Raw genomic sequence first — 18,061 nt, 5'->3', positions numbered from 1 at the left:
GGCACACAGCCGTCAAAGCCTGTCACCTCGACGCGATAAGAGACGATGGAGGACGTTGGCATCGGCGTCCGCCCGCTGTACGCGGAGCGGCTGGGAATCAGCAGGCGGGCAGGCGGGCCCTCTTTGTCTTTGCCGCACTGCCACCCTCCGGCCAGGGAACGAGCAACTCCCACATGGCGGGTTCGGGGGAGGGACACCACCTTCCGCAAGCGGATATCGCCTGAGAGGGATAGGCCGCGTGAGGAGCGTGACACCCCCATGTGGAGCCCATCTCCCCGTCGAGTTCGTCCCGCGCCGTGGCGCGTGCGGGGGCACGCGTGCATCCGCGCGGCCCCTGGCGGCCCCGCCGGCGACGTCCCGTCCCCTGGACACACACGCACCGCTGCGCCCCTATCGGGGGCGGCCGCATGGCGTGTCCTCCATGGCCTGTGGGCTGTCGCTCACCGCATTGGGCGGCGCTGGCATCCAGGTGCTGGGCCCTTCCTGCCTGGAGCGGCTGCGTCGGCGGAAGCGGGGGCACCATCGCTGGTGGCACCGCTCCCAGGAGCCGCTGATGGAGTCCATGGAGACGGCCCTGACCATGGCGCTGCTCGGCGTGTCCGTCCTGCCGCTGGTGGGTGACGACAGTCCACCGGACGAGTGGACCGCCCGGCCCGACGCGGTGCGCGACCTCCGGGACGACGCTCCGGACGACGACCTCGATTTCGAGTCTGCCTTCGCGTCCTACTGACGCGCCTGTTAACACCGGGGCATGACGACCGCGCCCCGCCCGAATCCGCTGCTGTCGGACCGCGACGTGGACTTCCAGCTCTACGAGGTGCTGGATGCCACGTCGCTGTGTGCCCTGCCCGCGTTCGCGGAGCACTCCCGCGACACCTTCACCCTGCTGCTGGACAGCACGCGTCGCTTCGCGCGCGAGGTGCTCTACCCCACCTACCGCGACATGGACGCCCAGCCCCCGTCCTTCCGCGACGGGCGCGTCCACGTCCACCCGCTGATGCGCGAGCTGTACCCGCGTCTGGTGGAGCTGGGCCTGCTCACCGCCACACGCCCACCCGACGTCGGCGGCCAGCAGCTGCCGCTCACCGTGCACGCGGTGTCCACCGCCTATCTCATGGCGGCCAACCTGAGCGTCTACGCCTGGCTGGGCCTGACGCTGGGCGCGGCGCACCTGCTGGAGGTGTTCGGCACGCCGGAGGTGAAGGCGACGTTCATGGAACCGATGTACCGGGGCGAATGGACGGGCACCATGGCGCTCACCGAGCCGCAGGCGGGCAGCAGCCTCGCGGACGTGCGGACCCGCGCGACGCCCGCGCCGGACGGCAGCTGGCGCATCCAGGGTTCGAAAATCTTCATCAGCGGCGCGGACCAGGACTTCAGCGAGAACGTGGTGCACCTGACGCTGGCGCGCATCGAAGGCGCGGAGGGCGGCACGCGGGGCATCTCCTCTTCGCGGTGCCCTCGCGGCGGCCGGAGGGCGGCACGCTGGTGGACAACGACGTTCGCGTGGCGGGCGTCATCCACAAGATTGGCTGGAAGGGCATCCCCAGCCGGCCCTCAACTATGGCGAGTCGGGTGACTGCCACGGCTGGCTGGTGGGGCCTCCCGGCCGGGGTCTGGCGTGCATGTTCCAGATGATGAACGAGGCGCGCATCATGGTGGGCATGAACGGGGTGGCCACCGCGACGGTGGCGTACCACGAGGCCGTGGCCTACGCGCGTGAGCGCCCCCAGGGCCGGCCCACGGGCGTGCGTGACGCCACGCGGCCGCAGACGCCCATCATCGAACACGCGGATGTGCGGCGGATGCTGCTGCGGCAGAAGGCCATCGTCGAAGGGGGCCTGTCGTTGCTGCTCGCCGCGTCGTACCAGGCGGACCTCGCGGGACATGGCCAGGACGAAGCCACGCGCCAGCGCGCGGGCCTGCTGGTGGACCTGCTGACGCCCGTGGCCAAGTCGTTCCCCGCCGAGCGCGGCTTCGAGGCCAATGCGCTCGCGGTGCAGGTGCATGGCGGCTACGGCTACTCCAGCGAGTACCTGCCCGAGGCCTGGTTGAGAGACCAGAAGCTCAACAGCATCCACGAAGGCACCACCGGCATCCAGGGCCTGGATTTGCTGGGGCGCAAGGTGGTGGCCGGAGGCGGCGCGGCGCTCCAGTCCTTCGCGGAGGAAGTGGGCACCACGGTGGCGCGGGCACGCACGGCGGGCGTGACGCCGGAGTGGGGCGAAGCGCTCGAACAGGCCCTTGCGGAGACCACCACCGTGGTGACGGAGCTGGGCGCGCGGGGCATGTCCGGCGAGGTGGAGTTGATGCTGCGGCACAGCGCGGACTTCCTGGAGCTGTTCAGCGTGCTCGCGGTGGCCTGGCGCTGGCTGGCCCAGGCCGCGGCGGCGAAGGAGGCGCTGGGGCGCGGCGCCCCGGACGCCGACTTCTACGAGGGCAAGCTGGCCGCGGCGCAGTACTGGTTCGCGGTGGAGCTGCCCCGAGTGCCACTGCTCGCCCGGCTGTGCCGGACAGGAGAGGACTCCTACGCGCGCATGCGCCCGGAATGGTTCTGAGACGACGCCCCCGACGATTCTCCTGCATGAATCGTTGGAGCTCGTAAGATGTAAAGCGTGACTGTTTCTTTCCACCTGTGCCAGCCCGGTGGAGGCGCGTCGTGCGGAGCCTGCTGCGGCCTCTACAACTTCCGGGACCATTCCCGCCTGGCCGTGGCGGAGCAGCTCTCCATGCAGACGGAGCGGCTGCGCCGCGTGCCCTGGGAAGCCTCTGCGTGGCAGGAAGCCGCCCGTGAGCTGCTGGCGGCCCGGCGCGCCGAGCCCATGTTCTCCGCCGTGCGGGTGTGTCCGCTGCTGGGCTTCCTGGACAACGAGCGCAAGCAGGTAGGCTGCCTGGCCCACCCCCTGGTGACGGGCGGGACGGACCTGCGGGACTGCGGCGTGTACCGCTCGTCCGTCTGTGAGACGTTCACCTGTCCCTCGTTCGGTTGGCTGACGGACGCCCAGGCGAGGCTGGTGCAGGTGGCCTGCGCGGACTGGTACCTGTACGGGCTGGTCATCACCGACGTGGAGTTCGTCCGCGGCTGCCTGCGCCTGCTGGAGTGGGAGCTGGCCGGGCCCGCGCGTCCGGAAGTGCTGATGGAGCAGCCGGAGGCGCTCGCCGCGATACGGCGGATGTTCGCCCTGAAGGAGACGGCGCCGCGACGGGGCACGAACGCCACGGTGTTCGGCCGCTTCAACCGGGACGCCGATGGCGAGCCCGTGCCGCGCACCGTGGACTACGTGAAGCTGGGCGTGCGCGCGTCGCCGGAAGACGACGTGGTGCTGTGCCTGGGCTATGCGCCGAAGGACGCCACGGAGCTGATGGGCGCGCGCGAACTGGTGCGCTCACACGTGAAGGCCGTGGCCCGCGCGCTGGCGGCGTGACGAGTGTCCAATCGTCATCGCGGATTTCCAACGCACGGCTCCCACCGAGGGGCCGGCGCACACAGTTTGCATTGGAAGCCGCGAAACGGAACGCGTGGGAACTCGAGGGGCACAGGATGGGAAGAGGATGGGCGTGGGTGGGAATGCTGGGACTCTTCGCGTTGACGACGGGCTGCCGTGAGCGGGAGCCTCGGGCGACGGTGGTCGCGCCCAGCGGCGTGGAAGCGGACATGACGGCCAGGGCCATTGAACGCGAGCCCGTGATGGCGGTGAAGGGCTCGACAGAGCCCGCGGCGCTCCAGCCCGCGATGGCGGTACAGGAACAAGCGCCCCGGCTGAACACCCCGGCGCGAGCGCCCACGGCCCTGAGCGACACGTCCGTGGCTCCGCTGGAGGGCGCACCCGTGCGCGCTCCGGCTCCCGTGGCGGAGTCCTCCGCGCCGCGGACGCAGCCGCAGGCGACCGCGAGCCGGGTGATGATTGGCTCCGAGGCGGTCCAGGCCCGGGAGGATGAGGATTGGTACCTGGGCGCGGCGCGCGCGGCGCAGGACGCGACGGTGGAGACGGGCCAGGGCGGCTCGGGCAATGCGCCCCTGGAGGACGTCATCATCGCCTCCAGCTCCGTGAACGGGCGCGTCACGCGGGTGAAGCAGAACACCCTCATCGTGAAGGACCGGGAGGGTGGCGTCTACGAGTTGGAGCTGGACCCGCGCAGCCGTGGCCTGCGGCAGGGGCGGAAGGTGCCGCTGCGTCAACTGCGGGAAGGCACGCCAGTGCGTGCGCAGTTCGTCCTCATGGGTGGCCGCACCGTCGCGCGCGACGTGCAGATCCGCCGCTGAGACCAGCCCGCGCCGTGGTAGGGCCTGCCCACAGGGAGGCCCTGCCCGGCGTCATCACCGCCTGAAGCCCGTTCGCTCGTCCGCGCACCGGGCAAGCGCAAGAGCCCATGGCTTTCGCCAGCGCCGCGCGCCTCCTGAGATATCGGGGCCCAAGCCTCGGAGGCGAGCGCATGCAGGAGCCCATTCCACCGCGGTCCCACACGTCCGGCTGGCGCAGTGCGTGGCGCGGCCTGTGGGTGACACTCACTGCGAAGCCCACCTGGACGCAGGCGCCCCGCCGCGACTCGGGCCCCGATGCCCACGAGACAACCGATGTGCGACCGCACCCAACGGGGTCCCCACCCCGTGGCCGCGCCTGGCTGGGCATGCTGGTGGCACTGGGCTCGATGACCGCATGCGCGCCGCGCGGAGCAGGCTCGGCCCAGCCGTCCATTCCACCACCGCCCCGGCTCTCCGCGTCACAGGTCGCGAAGCTGATGCCGCCGCAGCTCCAGGACCGCGAGGGTTGGGCGCGCGACGTGCTGGCCGCGCTGGAGGTGGAGGAGATTGCCCCGTCACCGCCCGCGGTGTGCTCGGTGCTGGCCGTCATCGAACAGGAGTCCGGCTACAAGGTCGACCCGGCTGTCGCGGGGCTTCCGAAGATGGTCCGCGCGCGCCTGGAGGAGCACGCGAACAAGCTGGGCCCCCTGGGCCGCAAGGTCCTGGTGTCGGTGCTGGAAGGCCGGGCGAAGGGCAGCAAGAAGACGTTCGACGAACGGCTGCGCGCGCTGCGCACCGAGCGCGACCTGGACCGGCTCTTCCGCGACATGCTCGCGTACTACGAGAACGAATTCCCGAGCACCTTCAAGGTCGTGGACTTCGCCAGCGGCGTCTTCGCTTCGGGGAACCTGCACGAGTTCAACCCCGTCACCACCGCCGGCTCCATGCAGGTGAGCGTGCGCTATGCGATGCAGAAGGCGGGCGAGGACGCGGACCCGGCCGAGGTGCGCGAGTCGATGTATACCCGCGCCGGCGGCGTGCGCTACGGCACCGCGCGGCTGCTGGGTTACGAGGCCGCATACCCCGAGCCCCTCTTCCGCTTCGCGGACTACAACGCGGGCGTCTATGCCTCCCGCAACGCCGCGCTCCAGTCACAGGTGAGCCGTCTCACCGGTCACCCCCTGGCGCCCGACGGAGACCTCCAGCTCTACGACAAGCAGGGGCAGCCGCGCAGCGAGGACAGCAAGTCGCTGCTGGCGCTGCTCGCCTTCCGTCAGCGCTTCGCCCCGGAGGAGCTCAGCGAGCGTCAGGTACGCCGCGACGTGCGCAAGGAGAAGGAGCCGGACTTCGAGTCCACCGACACGTTCCGCGCGGTGAAACGTGTCTACCAGCGGGAAACGGGCGAATCGCCGTCCTACGCCCAGCTTCCCCGGGTGACGCTCCAGAGCCCGAAGCTGAAGCGGGAGCTGACCACCGCGTGGTTCGCGCGCTCGGTGGACCAGCGCTTCCAGAAGTGCATGACCCGCTACCGCGCGCTGACGGCGAAGTAGCGGGCCCCGGGTTCAGCGACCACGCCTCACGGCGTGGTGAAGAACGAGCTGAGAGTGTCCGCGCGCGCCTGGGGCAACCGGTCCACGGTGCTGAACGGGAAGCGCTCCATCTCGTAGTACGGAGCCTCCACGGCCGAGACACGCAGGTAGTAGATGCCCTCTGGCGCCAGCGTCCCGGGCGGCAGCCGCACCTGGGTGAGCGAGCCGGGCACGGTCACGCTGCCATGCAGCACGCTGGTGCGGATATCCTCCCGGAACCGGTAGATGGCAATCCGGTAGGCGGCGGGTGACCCCACCACGGGAGGCAGCCACGCGATGACGGGACTCGCGGAGCCCACCTCACGGGAATCACTGGCGGGCAGACCGTCAATGGTCAGCTCACGCGGCGGAGACACGCGCGGCAGGATGGGCCCTGCGACGAGGCTATCCAGTCGCTCGTAGGTATACATGTTGCCGGACAGGTAGGCCCAGAGCCCGGAGCCCCCCGGCACCTCTGCTTGGACGCGGAATGAGTACTGCGCTCCGCCCACCATCTCCCACGAGGATGGGAACGGGTTGCCGTACGACAAGCGCCGGGTGAAGTTGAACGAAGTGCCCCGCGGAAACATCAGGGACAGCGCCTCCCCCGAGTACCCCACCCAGCCGTCGCTCAGGCCGTGGGCCGCGGGCATGACGAAGAAGGAGGGGTAGTTGGCCGTGGCGAGCGGGTGCACCGCGTGCGCATACCGGGTGAAGTCCGGCAGGCGCCACTCGATGGGGAACTCCGTCATCGGCACGGGGCGCATGACGCCCGTCAGCGGCATGGGGGTGACGCCATCCGGGACGAAGTCGAACGCCCCCATCTCCACGCTGCGCACCAGGGCCGAATATGCCAGCGGGGTCCCGTCCGGCAGCGTCCCCGCGTCCATCTGGCCGTGCTGGCTCACGTACAGACGGTCTCCCCGGCCAGCCTCGAAGACAGGCAGCGCATAGCCGCTGCTCACCCACATCTCCGCGTTGTTGCTGAGCAGGTGCGTCTGTCCTTCAAGCACCTCGTCGAAGACGTTCACGCCCCCGTAGAGGTCCACCTGTGCGGACGCGACCTGCAGGCTCGAGCCCGGCTGCGTCACGCCTCCGTAGGGCACCCATGGCGCCAGGTTGACGAGGTTCACCTGGACGGGCGACCAGAACAAATCACTGAAGACCGTATCCGGACGGCCCAGCCGGTTGCTGCCAATGTCGACGGCGCGCGCGGACGTGACGACGAAGCTGTTGCCCGTTCGCAGGTAGTACGCACCGGTCGGGATGCCCGTGAAGCGCCAGCCTTCCGGAGACGCCGAGCCCGACACGACGCTGAACGTGTTCCCGGAGGGAACGTAGATTTCAGGAGGATTCGCGGAGAGGTCTTCCTGGCGCTCCGCGACCCCCACCGCCGTGTGGAAGCGCGTGGTCTGCGTCACCAACACCACGTCGTCGGAATCACCGGGCTCACTGACGTCGGACCGCGGCTCGTCCGTGCCCGTTCCGTCGCCCGAGGGGCGGTCCGTACTCACGGGCGACTGTCCGTCGCCGAAGTCCGAAGCGGAACCCGGTTCGCCACCCGCACAGCCAAGCCAGGCAGCACAGGTGGGCACCAGCAGCAGCGACCAGTGACGCAAACGCATATGACCCCCATGGAGGATGAAGCGCCGAGCACCCTACCGAGGGCCTCTGACATCTCCTGCGGGGCGGCCAGACGGGCTGCGTTCGGGACAGAGGATTCCGCCCCGAAGGCACCGCCGGCCCGACAACCTCCAGGTCCGGCGGTGCGCGGCGAGTCTCAGCGCTTCGCGGGCGGCGCGAAGTGCTTGTCGGAAATCTTCATCTCCGTGACGGTGCCGTATTTGCGAGCCGCCTCACGGATGTCCGACGCCTTGCCGATGAGGACGAAGGTGAGGTCCTCCGGCGCGGGGAGCTTGCGCTGGATGATGCCGTGCACGCCCTCGCGGGTCGTCGCGGAGACGGCGCTGGCGAAACCATCCACGTCGCTGGCATCCAGGCCGTAGAAGGCCAGCTCCGACAGCTTGCCGGCCACCTGCGTCCCGGTCTCCAGCGTGGGCGGGAACTGCCCCAGCACGTACGACTTCGCGGAGGCGAGCATGGCGTCATCCATGCCGGACTTCCGATAGCCGGCGAGCGTCTCCAGCGCCAGGTCGATGGCGCGGCCGGTGGACTCCGTCTTCGTGTACGAGGCGATGATGACGGGCCCCGGACGCGTGTGACGGATGAACACGGAGTTGGCGCCGTAGCTGAGGCCGGACTTCACGCGCAGCTCCGTGTTGAGCAGCGAGGTGAAGCGTCCACCGAACACCGTCTCCGCGACCCGCACCGAGGCCCGGTCCGGGTCATCGCGGGAGATACCGGTGTTGCCAATCCAGAAGTACGTCTGGGTGGCGTCCGGCTTGTCCACCAGCAGCACGCGCCGGCCCTTGGAGGCGGCGGTGGCGGGAACGGTGGGCGCGGGCGTGGCGGCGCGCGCCCAGCCGCCGAGCGAGGACTCCAGCTTCTTCGCGAGCGCCTTCGCGTCGAAGTCACCCACCACGGACAGGATGAGCCGGTCCGCGCCCAGGTGGTTCTTCGCGTACGCGAGCACGTCCTCGCGGGACAGGCCGGGCAGGGACGCCTCGCTGCCGTTGACGGGCGTGCCATACGGGTGTCCGGCGAAGTGGAAGGCCTGGAAGTACGCGCCAATCAGCATGCGCGGGTCGCCATCCTTCGCGGCGGCGATTTCGGAGGCCTTGCGCGCGCGGACCTTCTCCAGCTCCTTCGCGTCGAAGCGCGGACGCGTGAGCATGTCGGTGAGCAGTTCCACCATCAGCCCGGTGTCGCGCGACATGAACTGGCCGCTGATGACCAGGGCCTCCAGGTTGGCGGCCACCTGAAGCTCGCCACCCACGCCGTCCACGGCCTCGGCGAACTGGCGCGCGTCACGGCTGCCGGCACCCTTCTGCAACAGCTCGCCGGTGAGCGCGGCCAGGCCTTCCTTGCCAGCGGGGTCGCCCAGGGCGCCGCCGCGCACCCACGCGCTGAACGAGACGAGCGGCAGTTCCTTGCGCTCCACGAGCTGGAGCTTCGCGCCGTTCTTCAGCGTGACGGTGGTGGCCTTGGGGAGCGTCACGCCCTGCTGCGCCGCAGCCGCCGTGGCGGGCTTCGGAGCAGCGGCGGAGCCCTGGGCCGCGGCGGGGACGGAGGACAGCAGCAGCGTGGTGAACGCGGCCTTCCAGGAGAGGGGGCGCTCATCGCGAGGCCTCCTTGCGGGAGTCGGGGGTGGCTGCCTGCGCGTCGGCGGGCACGAGCCAGCCAACGGTGCGGCGCTGCGAGTTGAAGATGCGCGCGGCGACCTTGCGGACATCGTCACGCGTCACGCGCTCATAGCGGCCGGGCGCTTCGAAGAGCTGGCGGTAGTCACCGCGGAACGTCTCCGCGGCGCCCAACGCGCGGCCTCGGCCGTTGTTGGTCTCCAGGCTGCGCCAGAACTGGGACAGGGTGATGTTGCGCGCCTTCTTGAGCTCGGCGTCGCTGACGCCGTCCTTGACGACGCGGGCCAGCTCCTCGGTGAGCAGTCCTTCCACCTTGGCGACGTCAGCACCGGGCGGCAAGTCCGCGTAGACCCAGACGAGCGATGGGTCGAAGCCCGGGCTGAAGTGGGTGTTGACGCGGAGGGCGGCGCGCTCCTCCTCGACGAGGCGGCGGTGCAGCCGCGAGGAGTCACCGTTGGTGAGGATGCTCAGGAGCAGCGTGAGCGCTTCCACGTCCGCGTCCTTGCCGGAGATGCCGTGGTAGGCCAGCTGGATGAGCGGGGCCTGGGCCTGCTTCTTCACGACGATGCGGCGCTCTCCCTGCTGCTCGGGCTCCTTGGTGCGGACGGGCTCCGGCGCGGGCTGGGAGGGGATGGGCTCCAGGTACTTCTCCGCGAGCGCGAAGATTTCCGCGGGCGTCACGGCGCCGGTGAAGATGAGCGTGGCGTTGTTGGGCGCGTAGTACGTCTTGTAGTAGCGCTGGAGGTCCTCGATGCGCCACGACTCGATGTCGGACGGCCACCCGATGACGGGGAACTGGTACGGGTGCGCCACGAAGGCGGTGGCCTGCACCTGCTCCATCAGGGCGCCCATGTTGTCGTTGTCGATGGCGGAGCGGCGCTCCGAGTACACGACGCCGCGCTCGGACTCGGTGACCTTGGGGTCGATGGCCAGGTGCTGGAGCCGGTCGGCCTCGAGGTCGAAGATGACGTCGAGCGCGGAGCGCGGGAACCAGTCCATGTAGACGGTGACGTCCTCGGAGGTGAAGGCGTTGTTGGCGCCGCCGTTGGCCTCCATGACGCGGTCGAACTCACCGGGGCCGTACTTCTTCGCGCCGTTGAACATCATGTGCTCGAAGAAGTGGGACAGGCCGGTGATACCGGGGTACTCGTTCCGGCTGCCGACGCGGAACCAGTTGTAGAGGACGACATTGGGAATGTCGTGGTCGGGCCAGACGATGACCTTGAGCCCGTTCTTGAGGGTGCGGGACTCGATGCCGGCGCCGAGCCTGGGCGCGGCGGACACGGCGGACTTCGCCACCGGCTTGCCGCCCTGCGTCTGCGCACAGGCCACGGGGCCGGCGAGCAGGGCCAGACACGAGGTCCAGAGTAACGACTGACGGAACATCCGTGCTCCTGTCGGAAGAGCGCCCGGAAACGGGCGGCGGCGCACGATATTCCAGTTGCCACCCTCCTGGGTTGACCAGGAGGGGTGGATGACGCGGCGGCTCAGGCGCCGAGCACTTCGCGGAGCACTTCCTGGAAGTAGTTGATACTGCCCGTGTGCGTCTGGAAGTGCCTGGCGGACTGGTGGAGGCGCTGGATGACGGCCTCGAACTCCGCCTGGCTGACGTCGCGCAGGGACATGTAGAGGCGGACAGCGCCCTGGAGGTGCGAGAAGAGCGGGTTGCGGTCGGTGCCGTCGGGGCGGCGCAGGAGGTGGCGGTAGAGCCGCTCGAATTCCTGGTCCGTCTCGGTGTTGCGCACGGCGCGGCAGTAGCCGGCGGCGGTGGCCTCGATGAGGAGGAAGAAGGGCTGGTACTCCGGCGGCGGCGCCTTGGCGAAGCTGGGGGGCTTCACGTCCCCGGTGAAGAGCTGGGAGATGGGCTTGAGCGTCACATGGGCCAGCTGCTCGCCCGCGCGAATCTGGACGCGCTCCCCCACCGGACGCACGTGCTTGCCGTCCGCGTCCCACTCCACCGCCACGTACAGGCGCTCGGGCTGGTCCACCTTCACGCCCGCCTTCTCGAGCTCCGCCACTGCGTTCGCGTCCATCGTGATTCGTTCCTCCGGCTCCCTCTCTACCCTGCTCCGGGCAGCCCGTGCACCCGGCATCATGGGGCAACGTCGCGAAGGAGGAGAAACGAGGGCGCCTTTCTCGCGCCCTGGAATTACTGGTATGCCAAGGAACTCCAAGAGCATCTGCGGCCACGGGTCTCCAGCCGCTGTGCGTTACCCCTGATTCCCTGCCCCACCCATGTTCGAGAACTTCTTTCGCTCACGCGATGCCGATGCGCTTGAGGTCTTGGGCAAAGTCGACACGGTCCGCCGACTTCACGGCCTCATCGATGAAGCCCAAGAGCACGTCACGCTGATCAGTCCCTACGTCAGCATCGAGAAACTGCGAGACATTGAGCGCAAGATTCGTCAAGCCCTCGAACGGGAGGTGGCCGTGACCCTGGTCATCCGCGAGGGTGACGAGAGCACACGGGGCCCCTCACAGCAAGGCGTGGAACTCCTGGTCAGCCTCATGCAAGCGGGCATGCGCCTGTTCGTCGTCAGGGACCTGCACGCCAAGCTCTACTACTCCGAACGCCACGCACTCATCACGTCGCTCAACCTCATTGAGTCTTCCTTCAACAACAGCATTGAAGTCGGCATCTGCATCTCAGCCGGTCGCGCCGAGTACGTGAGAATCAGCGAGTTCATCGAGAGCGAAATCACCCCACACCGAAAGGAAGTCCCCTTCAAGCCGGCCACCGAGCCGCGACGCAGGAGCGCCACGCCCGTCCCCCGGCACGCCACGCAGGGATTCTGCATCCGCTGCCGCGACGCAATCGGCTTCAACCCGGAGAGGCCCTACTGCGACAGCGACTTCAACGTCTGGCGCCGATACAACGACCCCACCTACGAAGACAACCATTGCCACCATTGCGGCATGGACTTCGCCGCCAGCAAGAACAAGCCCCTGTGCCGTAAGTGCTACGGAATGCTCAGGTAGCTTCAGCGCCCCGTGACGATGACCTCCCCGTTCCTGTCGGTCCCTGAATCGCAGTGGGTCGCGGCCAACACGTTCGCTTTCGCCATCCGGGATGGCTTCCCGGTGAGCCCGGGACACACGCTGGTGATTCCCCGGCGGCAGGTCGCGACCTGGTTCGATGCCACGACCGAGGAACAGCGCGCCATCTTCGAGCTGGTGGACGAGGTGAAACGCGGGCTGGATGGCGAGCTGCATCCAGACGGGTACAACATCGGCATCAACGTGGGCGCGGCGGCCGGCCAGACGGTGCTCCACCTGCATGTGCACGTCATCCCTCGCTTCCAGGGCGACATGGACGACCCTCGCGGCGGAGTCCGGCACGTCATTCCAGGCAAGGGCAACTCCCTCGCCGGGCGAAACAAGCCCCTGGCCACGGGAGGCGTCGACGACCCGTTCCTGCACCACCTGGAGCCGCTGTTCGCGGATGCGGTGGAGATTTCGGTCCTGGCGGCCTTCGTGCAAGACAGCGGACTGGAGCTGCTGCGCGAGTCCGTGGAAGCCGCGCTCACCCGGGGGGCGACGGTTCGCATCCTCACAGGTGACTATCTGGCCATCACCCAGGCGGATGCACTTCGACGGCTGCTCGACTGGATGGAAGAGGACGCCGCGCTCCAGGCGGAGCCAGGCCGTGGCCGTTTTGAAGCGCGCGTCGTGGAGGTGGAGAAGCTCCAACTCACGTCATTCCACCCGAAGTCCTGGCGCTTCCTTGGCACCGGGCTCGCTGTGGCCTACGTCGGCTCGAGCAACATCTCGCGCGCCGCCCTGAAGACGGGCGTCGAATGGAACCTGCGCGTCGAGCGGGACCGGGACCCGCAGGCCTGGAACGAGGTGGTGGATGCATTCGAGGGCTGGTGGGGCCGGGCTTCCCCCTTGGACGCGAACTGGGTCGAGCAATACGCTCGCCGCGCACCGGCGGCCCGACTGCGTCTCCCAGCAGGTGAGACGGAGCCAGACGCCCCCTTGCCCCGTCGCGAGCCACACAGCCTCCAGCGTCAGGCGCTCGATGCGCTCGCGCGTGGCCGGCGCGAGGGACGGCAACGCGCACTGGTCGTCCTCGCGACAGGCCTGGGGAAGACCCTGCTCGCGGCGCTCGACGTGGAACAGTTCAGCCAGGAGCGGGGGCGAGCGAGCCGCGTGCTGTTCCTCGCGCACCGGGAAGAGCTCCTCGTCCAGGCAGCGGAGACGTTCCGTCGCCAGCAGCACCACCTCCGCTTCGGCTGGTACGTGGGTCAACGCGCGCAGCTCGCGGGCGACGTGGTCTTCGCGTCGGTGCAGAAGCTCTCGCGGCCAGAAGACCTTCAGGCGCTCCGCCTCGCGGCCGCGTTCGACTACGTCATCGTGGACGAAGTCCACCACGCCACGGCGGCAAGCTACCGGTCCATCCTCGCCTGCGTGGAGCCCGCGTTCATGCTCGGGCTCACGGCGACACCGGAGCGCGCTGACGAGGGCGATGTGCTCGGCCTCTTCGATGACCACCTCGCCTGGCGCTCGGACCTTGGAGAAGGCATCCAGGAGGGACTGCTCGCACCATTCGAATACTTCGGACTCAAGGACACGGTGCCTTACGAGAACATCCCCTGGAAGAGCCGCCGCTTCGACGTGGCGCTGTTGACCCAGGCAGTTGAGACCGAAGCACGCATGCAGACACTGTGGCGTGCGTGGCAGAAGCATCCCGCCAGCCGCACGCTCGTGTTCTGCTGCTCCATCTCCCATGCCCACTTCGTCCGGCAATGGCTGGGAGGCCAGGGGATTCGCGCCGTGGCCGTCCACGCCGGGGCAGGCTCAGCGGACCGTGCCCAGTCGCTGCGCCAGCTCGCGAATGGCACGCTGGATGCCATCTGCGCAGTGGACCTGTTCAACGAAGGCGTCGACGTCCCGAGCATCGACCGCGTGGTGATGCTGCGCCCCACGGAATCCCCCGTGGTGTTCCTCCAGCAGCTCGGGCGAGGGCTGCGAAAGGCCGAGGGAAAAGAGCGGGTCATCCTCATCGACTTCGTCGGGAATCACCGGCTGTTTCTCGACCGGCTCCGAACCCTGCTGGCCGTGGGCAAGCCTCCGGTCTCCCTGCGTGACTTTCTCACCTCGGACCGACAACCCGCGCTGCCTGCTGGCTGCACCGTGGAAGTGGAGCTCGAAGCCAAGGAGATGCTCCGGCACTTCCTCTCCGGAGGGGGGCAGGAGGTCGAGCGTGTCTACCGCGAGCTGCGCGATGCCCGGGGACTGCGGCCTACCATCGGAGAACTCTACCGTCGTGGGTACTCACCCGCGACGCTGCGCAAGGCGCACCCGGGGTGGTTTGATTTCGTCAAGTCAGAGGGCGACCTGACGGACGACGAGGCTCGGACCCTCGACAAAGGCCGCGACTGGTTCAAGGAGCTCGAGCTCACGAACATGAGCCAGTGCTTCAAGATGGTCGTACTGGAAGCACTGCTCGAAGCCGATGCCCTGGCACAGGGGCTGCCGCTGCCCGAGCTTGCCCGGCGATGCCTGGCCATTCTCCAACGCTCCCCCGAGTTGCTCCGGGACCTCGAAGCGGTCAAGGCCCTGGGCGACCCACGGCTCCCGAATCCCGCCCGGTTCTTCACGTACTGGATGTCGAACCCCATTGAGGCGTGGACGAAGGGCGGGAAGTGGTTCCGCGTCGAGGAAGAGCGGTTCATCCCTCGCCTTCCCATGGCCCCATCGGCCCAGAAGTCCTTCGAGGCCATGACTCGCGAGTTGGTGGACTACCGGCTCGCACAGTATCGGCGCCGCCAACAGGCGCAGGCGCAGGACTCCGCCTTTGATGCGAGGGTCATCTCGAACAGCCGGGGCCCCATCCTCAAGCTCCCGGTGCGGAGTGCGCGCTCGGACCTGCCCTTGGGAACGACCGCGGTCCGGCTCGACGATGGAGCGCGCTGGCATTTCGACTTCGTGAAGATTGCCGTCAACGTCGCGCGGCCCGATGGCGCGAAACAGAATCAACTGCCGGACCTCTTGCGCCAATGGTTTGGCCCCACCGCGGGAATGCCGGGCACGGCCTTTCGCGTCCGGTTCACGCTCGGCCCTGACGGGTGGAGCGCGGCCCCGGCTCGGGCCGAGCCGAGCCCCTCGCGCCCTGGGGGACACTGGTCGCATTTCCCAGCCTGCGCGCGGCCGCGGGCGCCGTGGAGCACCCCATCTCAATCGACCAGGCCCCGGAAGCGGCGAGGGTCCGCCTTCCGAGCCGGGCGCAAGGCGAAGGACTGTTCGCGGTGCGCGCGTCTGGTGATTCCATGGACGGAGGCCCGCACCCCATCCGCGATGGTGACTGGCTGGTGATGCGCGACGCGAAAGCCGTGGGGGCGGGGCCCCTGGATGGGAGGGTGGCCCTCGTCCAGGTCCCCGACCCAATCACAGGCTTCCGCTACCAGGTGAAGCGGCTCGTCCGACAAGACGGGCACTGGCTGCTCCGCTCCGACAATCCCCTGCGTGAGTCCTTCCAGGCGGGTGAAGCGACCTCTCCCGTCGCCCTGGTCGTCGAGGTCATTCCACCCGAACGGCTGGCACCTCCTCGGGGCACGACGCTCACGGAGGAGCAGCTCAGCTCCCACTTCGGATTGAGCACGGCCCCCAGAACGGGGCGCCATGAAGGCCACCTGTTCCTGTTCATCAAGGACGCGCAAGCCTTCACCTCCCCCGGCCGCCTGGCGCTGCGCGTCCCAGACCACCACCCCAGCGAAACAGCCTTCGTGTTCACACAAGAGACCGCATCCGGTGGCTGGACCTACCAGGGCGCCGCTGTCTGGCGAGACGATGAAGACCGATGGGCCCTGGAGTCCCCCAAGCCCGGGTGAGCCTCCGTCCAGGCGCGGGGGGCCGCCGAGGGCACCTCCGTCACGCACAGGAAGGGCCGAACCACCCGCGCCAGCGATTCCCGGGCCGCGAGCTGAGCGCCACCCTGGAACCGCGATGCACGGCGCCCAAAACGACAAAGGCCTCTGGACTTGGAGTCCAGAGGCCTTCGTCTCCGCTAAGTGCCCAGGGGCGGAATCGAACCACCGACACGGGGATTTTCAATCCCCTGCTCTACCGACTGAGCTACCTGGGCGTATGGGGCACCGCGCGGAACGGCGCCTTCATAGCGAGCCCCTCCCTCCTCCGTCAACAGCATTCTCCGCCACCTGGGCAGGCAGGCGTCAGGCCGCCAGGGACATCGCCTCCCCGTCCCAGGACGTGAGACCGGCCGTCAGCCTGTGGCGCAGCTTCACCCGCAGACCCTGTTCGATCTGCCGGATACGCACCGCCGTCACCCCGAAACGGCGCGCCAGCAGCTCCGCGCTCACCCCATCCTCCGCCAGCATCCGCTCCTCCACCAGCGCGCGCTCCCGGGCATCCAGCTCCGGCCAGGCCGCGTCCACGCTCGCCCGGAGCCGCCGCGCCCACTTCGCCCGGTCCACCTGGTCCTCCTGCGAGTCGACATCCGCCATCAGCCCCTCCAGCCGCGTGGCCTCCGAGTCCGGAGACACCGGCGCGTCCAGCGACACGTCCCGCGACAGCGCCTCCATGGCGAGGGCCACCTCGTCCTCCCGCTTCCCCAAGGCCTCGGCCAGACGCTTCTCCACCTCCGGGTGGCCTTCTCCCCACCGGGCCTCCAGCCGCGACCGCTCCCTCCGGAGCTGGAACACCACCCACGGCGCCCGGCCGCCCGCCATGCTCCAGTTGCGGCCCACGTAGGCGCGGATGCGCGCACGAATCCACTGGCTGGCATAGGCCGCGAACGGCACCCCGCGTTCCTCGAAACGTCCCGCGGCTTCCATCAACCCAACGTTGCCTTCCGCCACCAGCTCTTCCATCGACAGGCCGGTCCACCGGTACTTCCACGCCAACCGCCGCACCAACTTCAGGTGCTCACGGACGCGCGCTTCAGTGACCTCAGCCGGAACCACGAGCTCAGGGGATTCAAAGGACACGTTCAGGTTGATGGCTTCCATGGACCTCCTCCGGTTGGGCGCGCCCACACGGCGGCGCGACGCAGAGGAAATTAAGGGCCGGAGCTCTATAAGAAAATTAGGTAGTTTAACGGCAACACTTCGACTATCTCTATGGGTATGAGCTGGCTCAACTACCATCACCTCCTGTACTTCTGGACGGTTGCGAGGGCGGGCAGCATCGCCAAGGCAGGCGAGGAGCTGCACCTGGCGCAGCCCACCATCAGCAGCCAGCTCAAGCTCCTGGAGGAGTCGCTGGGCCACAAGCTGTTCGAGCGCCAGGGCCGCAAGCTGGTGCTCACCGACGTGGGCCGCACGGTGATGCGCTATGCGGACGAGATCTTCCGCCTGGGGAACGAGCTGAAGAACGTCGTCTCCGGCCTGCCGCCCGGGCAGCAACTGCGGCTCAACGTCGGCGTGCTCGACGTCATCCCCAAGCTGGTGGCCGAACAGCTCCTCAAGCCCGCGCTCGAAGCAGGCCCGTCGCTGCGCATCATCTGCCGCGAAGGGCCCTTGCCGCAGCTGCTCGCCTCGCTGGCCCTGCACGAGCTGGACGTGGTGCTCGCGGATGCGCCCAGCTCGGAGCCGGTGAGCGTGCGCTCGTTCAATCACTTGCTCGGCAAGTGCGGCGTGTCCTTCTTCGCGGCGGGGAGGCTGGTCGAACTCAGGGAGAACTTCCCTCAGTCGCTGGATGGCGCGCCCGTGCTGCTGCCGTCAGTCGAGTCCTCCGCGCGCCGCTCCATGGACCTGTGGTTCGAGCGCAAGGGCCTGCGCCCCGTCATCGCGGGTGACTTCGATGATAGCGCGCTGCTCCAGGCCTTCGGCCAGCGCGGGCACGGGGTCTTCGCCATGCCCAGCGCCATCGAGGCCGAGGTGGAGCGTCAGTTCAACTGCTCCGTTATCGGGCGCACCGACGAAATCGAGACCTGCTTCTACGCCATCACTGTCGAGCGGAAGATTCGCCACCCCGCTGTCGTCACCATCGCCGAGGCGGCGCGCTCGCACATCTTCGGCGAGTAAGCC

General features: G+C 68.7%; 12 protein-coding genes, 1 tRNA gene and 2 pseudogenes. 9 read left to right on the top strand and 6 right to left on the bottom strand.

What is annotated here, in order from left to right; genetic code table 11:
- Positions 1-421 precede the first annotated feature (421 nt).
- The 5 genes and pseudogenes from QEG98_RS04535 to QEG98_RS04515 all read left to right on the top strand — a co-directional run bounded on the left by QEG98_RS04535 (position 422) and on the right by QEG98_RS04515 (position 5,793).
- Entirely contained in the window at positions 422-730 is a 309-nt protein-coding gene (locus tag QEG98_RS04535) for a hypothetical protein (RefSeq protein ID WP_090485694.1), read from the top strand.
- Positions 731-751: 21 nt separating this feature from the next.
- A pseudogene (locus QEG98_RS04530) lies at positions 752-2,558 on the top strand (acyl-CoA dehydrogenase).
- Between the two features lie 57 nt (positions 2,559-2,615).
- The gene (locus QEG98_RS04525; RefSeq protein ID WP_090485701.1) at positions 2,616-3,425 is read left to right on the top strand and encodes a hypothetical protein; all 810 of its coding nucleotides are present in this window, start codon (positions 2,616-2,618) and stop codon (positions 3,423-3,425) included.
- Positions 3,426-3,568: 143 nt separating this feature from the next.
- Positions 3,569-4,264 carry a hypothetical protein gene (locus tag QEG98_RS04520; RefSeq protein WP_316567824.1) on the top strand — a complete coding sequence of 232 codons (696 nt, stop codon included), beginning with the start codon at positions 3,569-3,571 and terminating at the stop codon, positions 4,262-4,264.
- A 365-nt stretch (positions 4,265-4,629) separates the two neighbouring features.
- Positions 4,630-5,793, top strand: coding sequence for a DUF1615 family protein (locus tag QEG98_RS04515; protein WP_410477945.1), 1,164 nt, complete (start codon positions 4,630-4,632; stop codon positions 5,791-5,793).
- A gap of 26 nt (positions 5,794-5,819) precedes the next feature.
- On the opposite strand, the gene QEG98_RS04510 is transcribed toward QEG98_RS04515, so the two are convergent.
- The 4 genes from QEG98_RS04510 to QEG98_RS04495 all read right to left on the bottom strand — a co-directional run bounded on the left by QEG98_RS04510 (position 5,820) and on the right by QEG98_RS04495 (position 11,104).
- Positions 5,820-7,325 (bottom strand): hypothetical protein, encoded by a 1,506-nt coding sequence (locus QEG98_RS04510; RefSeq protein WP_316565874.1) that lies wholly within the window; start codon positions 7,323-7,325, stop codon positions 5,820-5,822.
- A gap of 266 nt (positions 7,326-7,591) precedes the next feature.
- Positions 7,592-9,013 (bottom strand): pitrilysin family protein, encoded by a 1,422-nt coding sequence (locus QEG98_RS04505; protein ID WP_316567823.1) that lies wholly within the window; start codon positions 9,011-9,013, stop codon positions 7,592-7,594.
- Between the two features lie 34 nt (positions 9,014-9,047).
- Positions 9,048-10,457: a pitrilysin family protein gene (locus QEG98_RS04500; protein WP_316565873.1), complete on the bottom strand. Its 1,410-nt coding sequence runs from the start codon at positions 10,455-10,457 to the stop codon at positions 9,048-9,050.
- A gap of 101 nt (positions 10,458-10,558) precedes the next feature.
- The gene (locus QEG98_RS04495) at positions 10,559-11,104 is read right to left on the bottom strand and encodes a hypothetical protein (RefSeq protein WP_316565872.1); all 546 of its coding nucleotides are present in this window, start codon (positions 11,102-11,104) and stop codon (positions 10,559-10,561) included.
- 202 nt (positions 11,105-11,306) lie between these two features.
- Between QEG98_RS04495 and QEG98_RS04490 the strand changes: the two genes are divergently transcribed.
- The 3 genes and pseudogenes from QEG98_RS04490 to QEG98_RS04480 form a co-directional block, all read left to right on the top strand.
- Complete coding sequence (locus QEG98_RS04490; RefSeq protein WP_316565871.1) at positions 11,307-12,050, top strand: phospholipase D family protein; 744 nt, start codon at positions 11,307-11,309, stop codon at positions 12,048-12,050.
- A gap of 18 nt (positions 12,051-12,068) precedes the next feature.
- A complete protein-coding gene (locus QEG98_RS41625) occupies positions 12,069-15,389 on the top strand; it encodes a DEAD/DEAH box helicase family protein (RefSeq protein WP_410478055.1) in 3,321 nt (1,106 codons plus the stop codon).
- Positions 15,284-15,904, top strand: a pseudogene (locus QEG98_RS04480) (helix-turn-helix transcriptional regulator); the annotation flags it as partial. The gene QEG98_RS41625 and the pseudogene QEG98_RS04480, both read left to right, overlap by 106 nt.
- 181 nt (positions 15,905-16,085) lie before the next feature.
- On the opposite strand, the gene QEG98_RS04475 reads toward QEG98_RS04480, so the two are convergent.
- Positions 16,086-16,158, bottom strand: a tRNA-Phe gene (locus QEG98_RS04475).
- An 88-nt stretch (positions 16,159-16,246) separates the two neighbouring features.
- Complete coding sequence (locus tag QEG98_RS04470) at positions 16,247-17,041, bottom strand: sigma-70 family RNA polymerase sigma factor (RefSeq protein WP_316565869.1); 795 nt, start codon at positions 17,039-17,041, stop codon at positions 16,247-16,249.
- Between the two features lie 117 nt (positions 17,042-17,158).
- Here QEG98_RS04470 and nhaR point away from each other — a divergent pair, with 117 nt between their 5' ends.
- Positions 17,159-18,058: a transcriptional activator NhaR gene (gene nhaR, locus QEG98_RS04465; protein WP_090485731.1), complete on the top strand. Its 900-nt coding sequence runs from the start codon at positions 17,159-17,161 to the stop codon at positions 18,056-18,058.
- The last annotated feature ends 3 nt before the right edge of the window (positions 18,059-18,061 follow it).

This window comes from Myxococcus sp. MxC21-1, from assembly GCF_032612255.1.
Taxonomy (GTDB): Bacteria; Myxococcota; Myxococcia; order Myxococcales; family Myxococcaceae; genus Myxococcus; species Myxococcus virescens.
The sequence above is the reverse complement of the archived record's forward strand: the minus strand, read 5'-3'. Positions and strand labels throughout refer to the sequence as shown.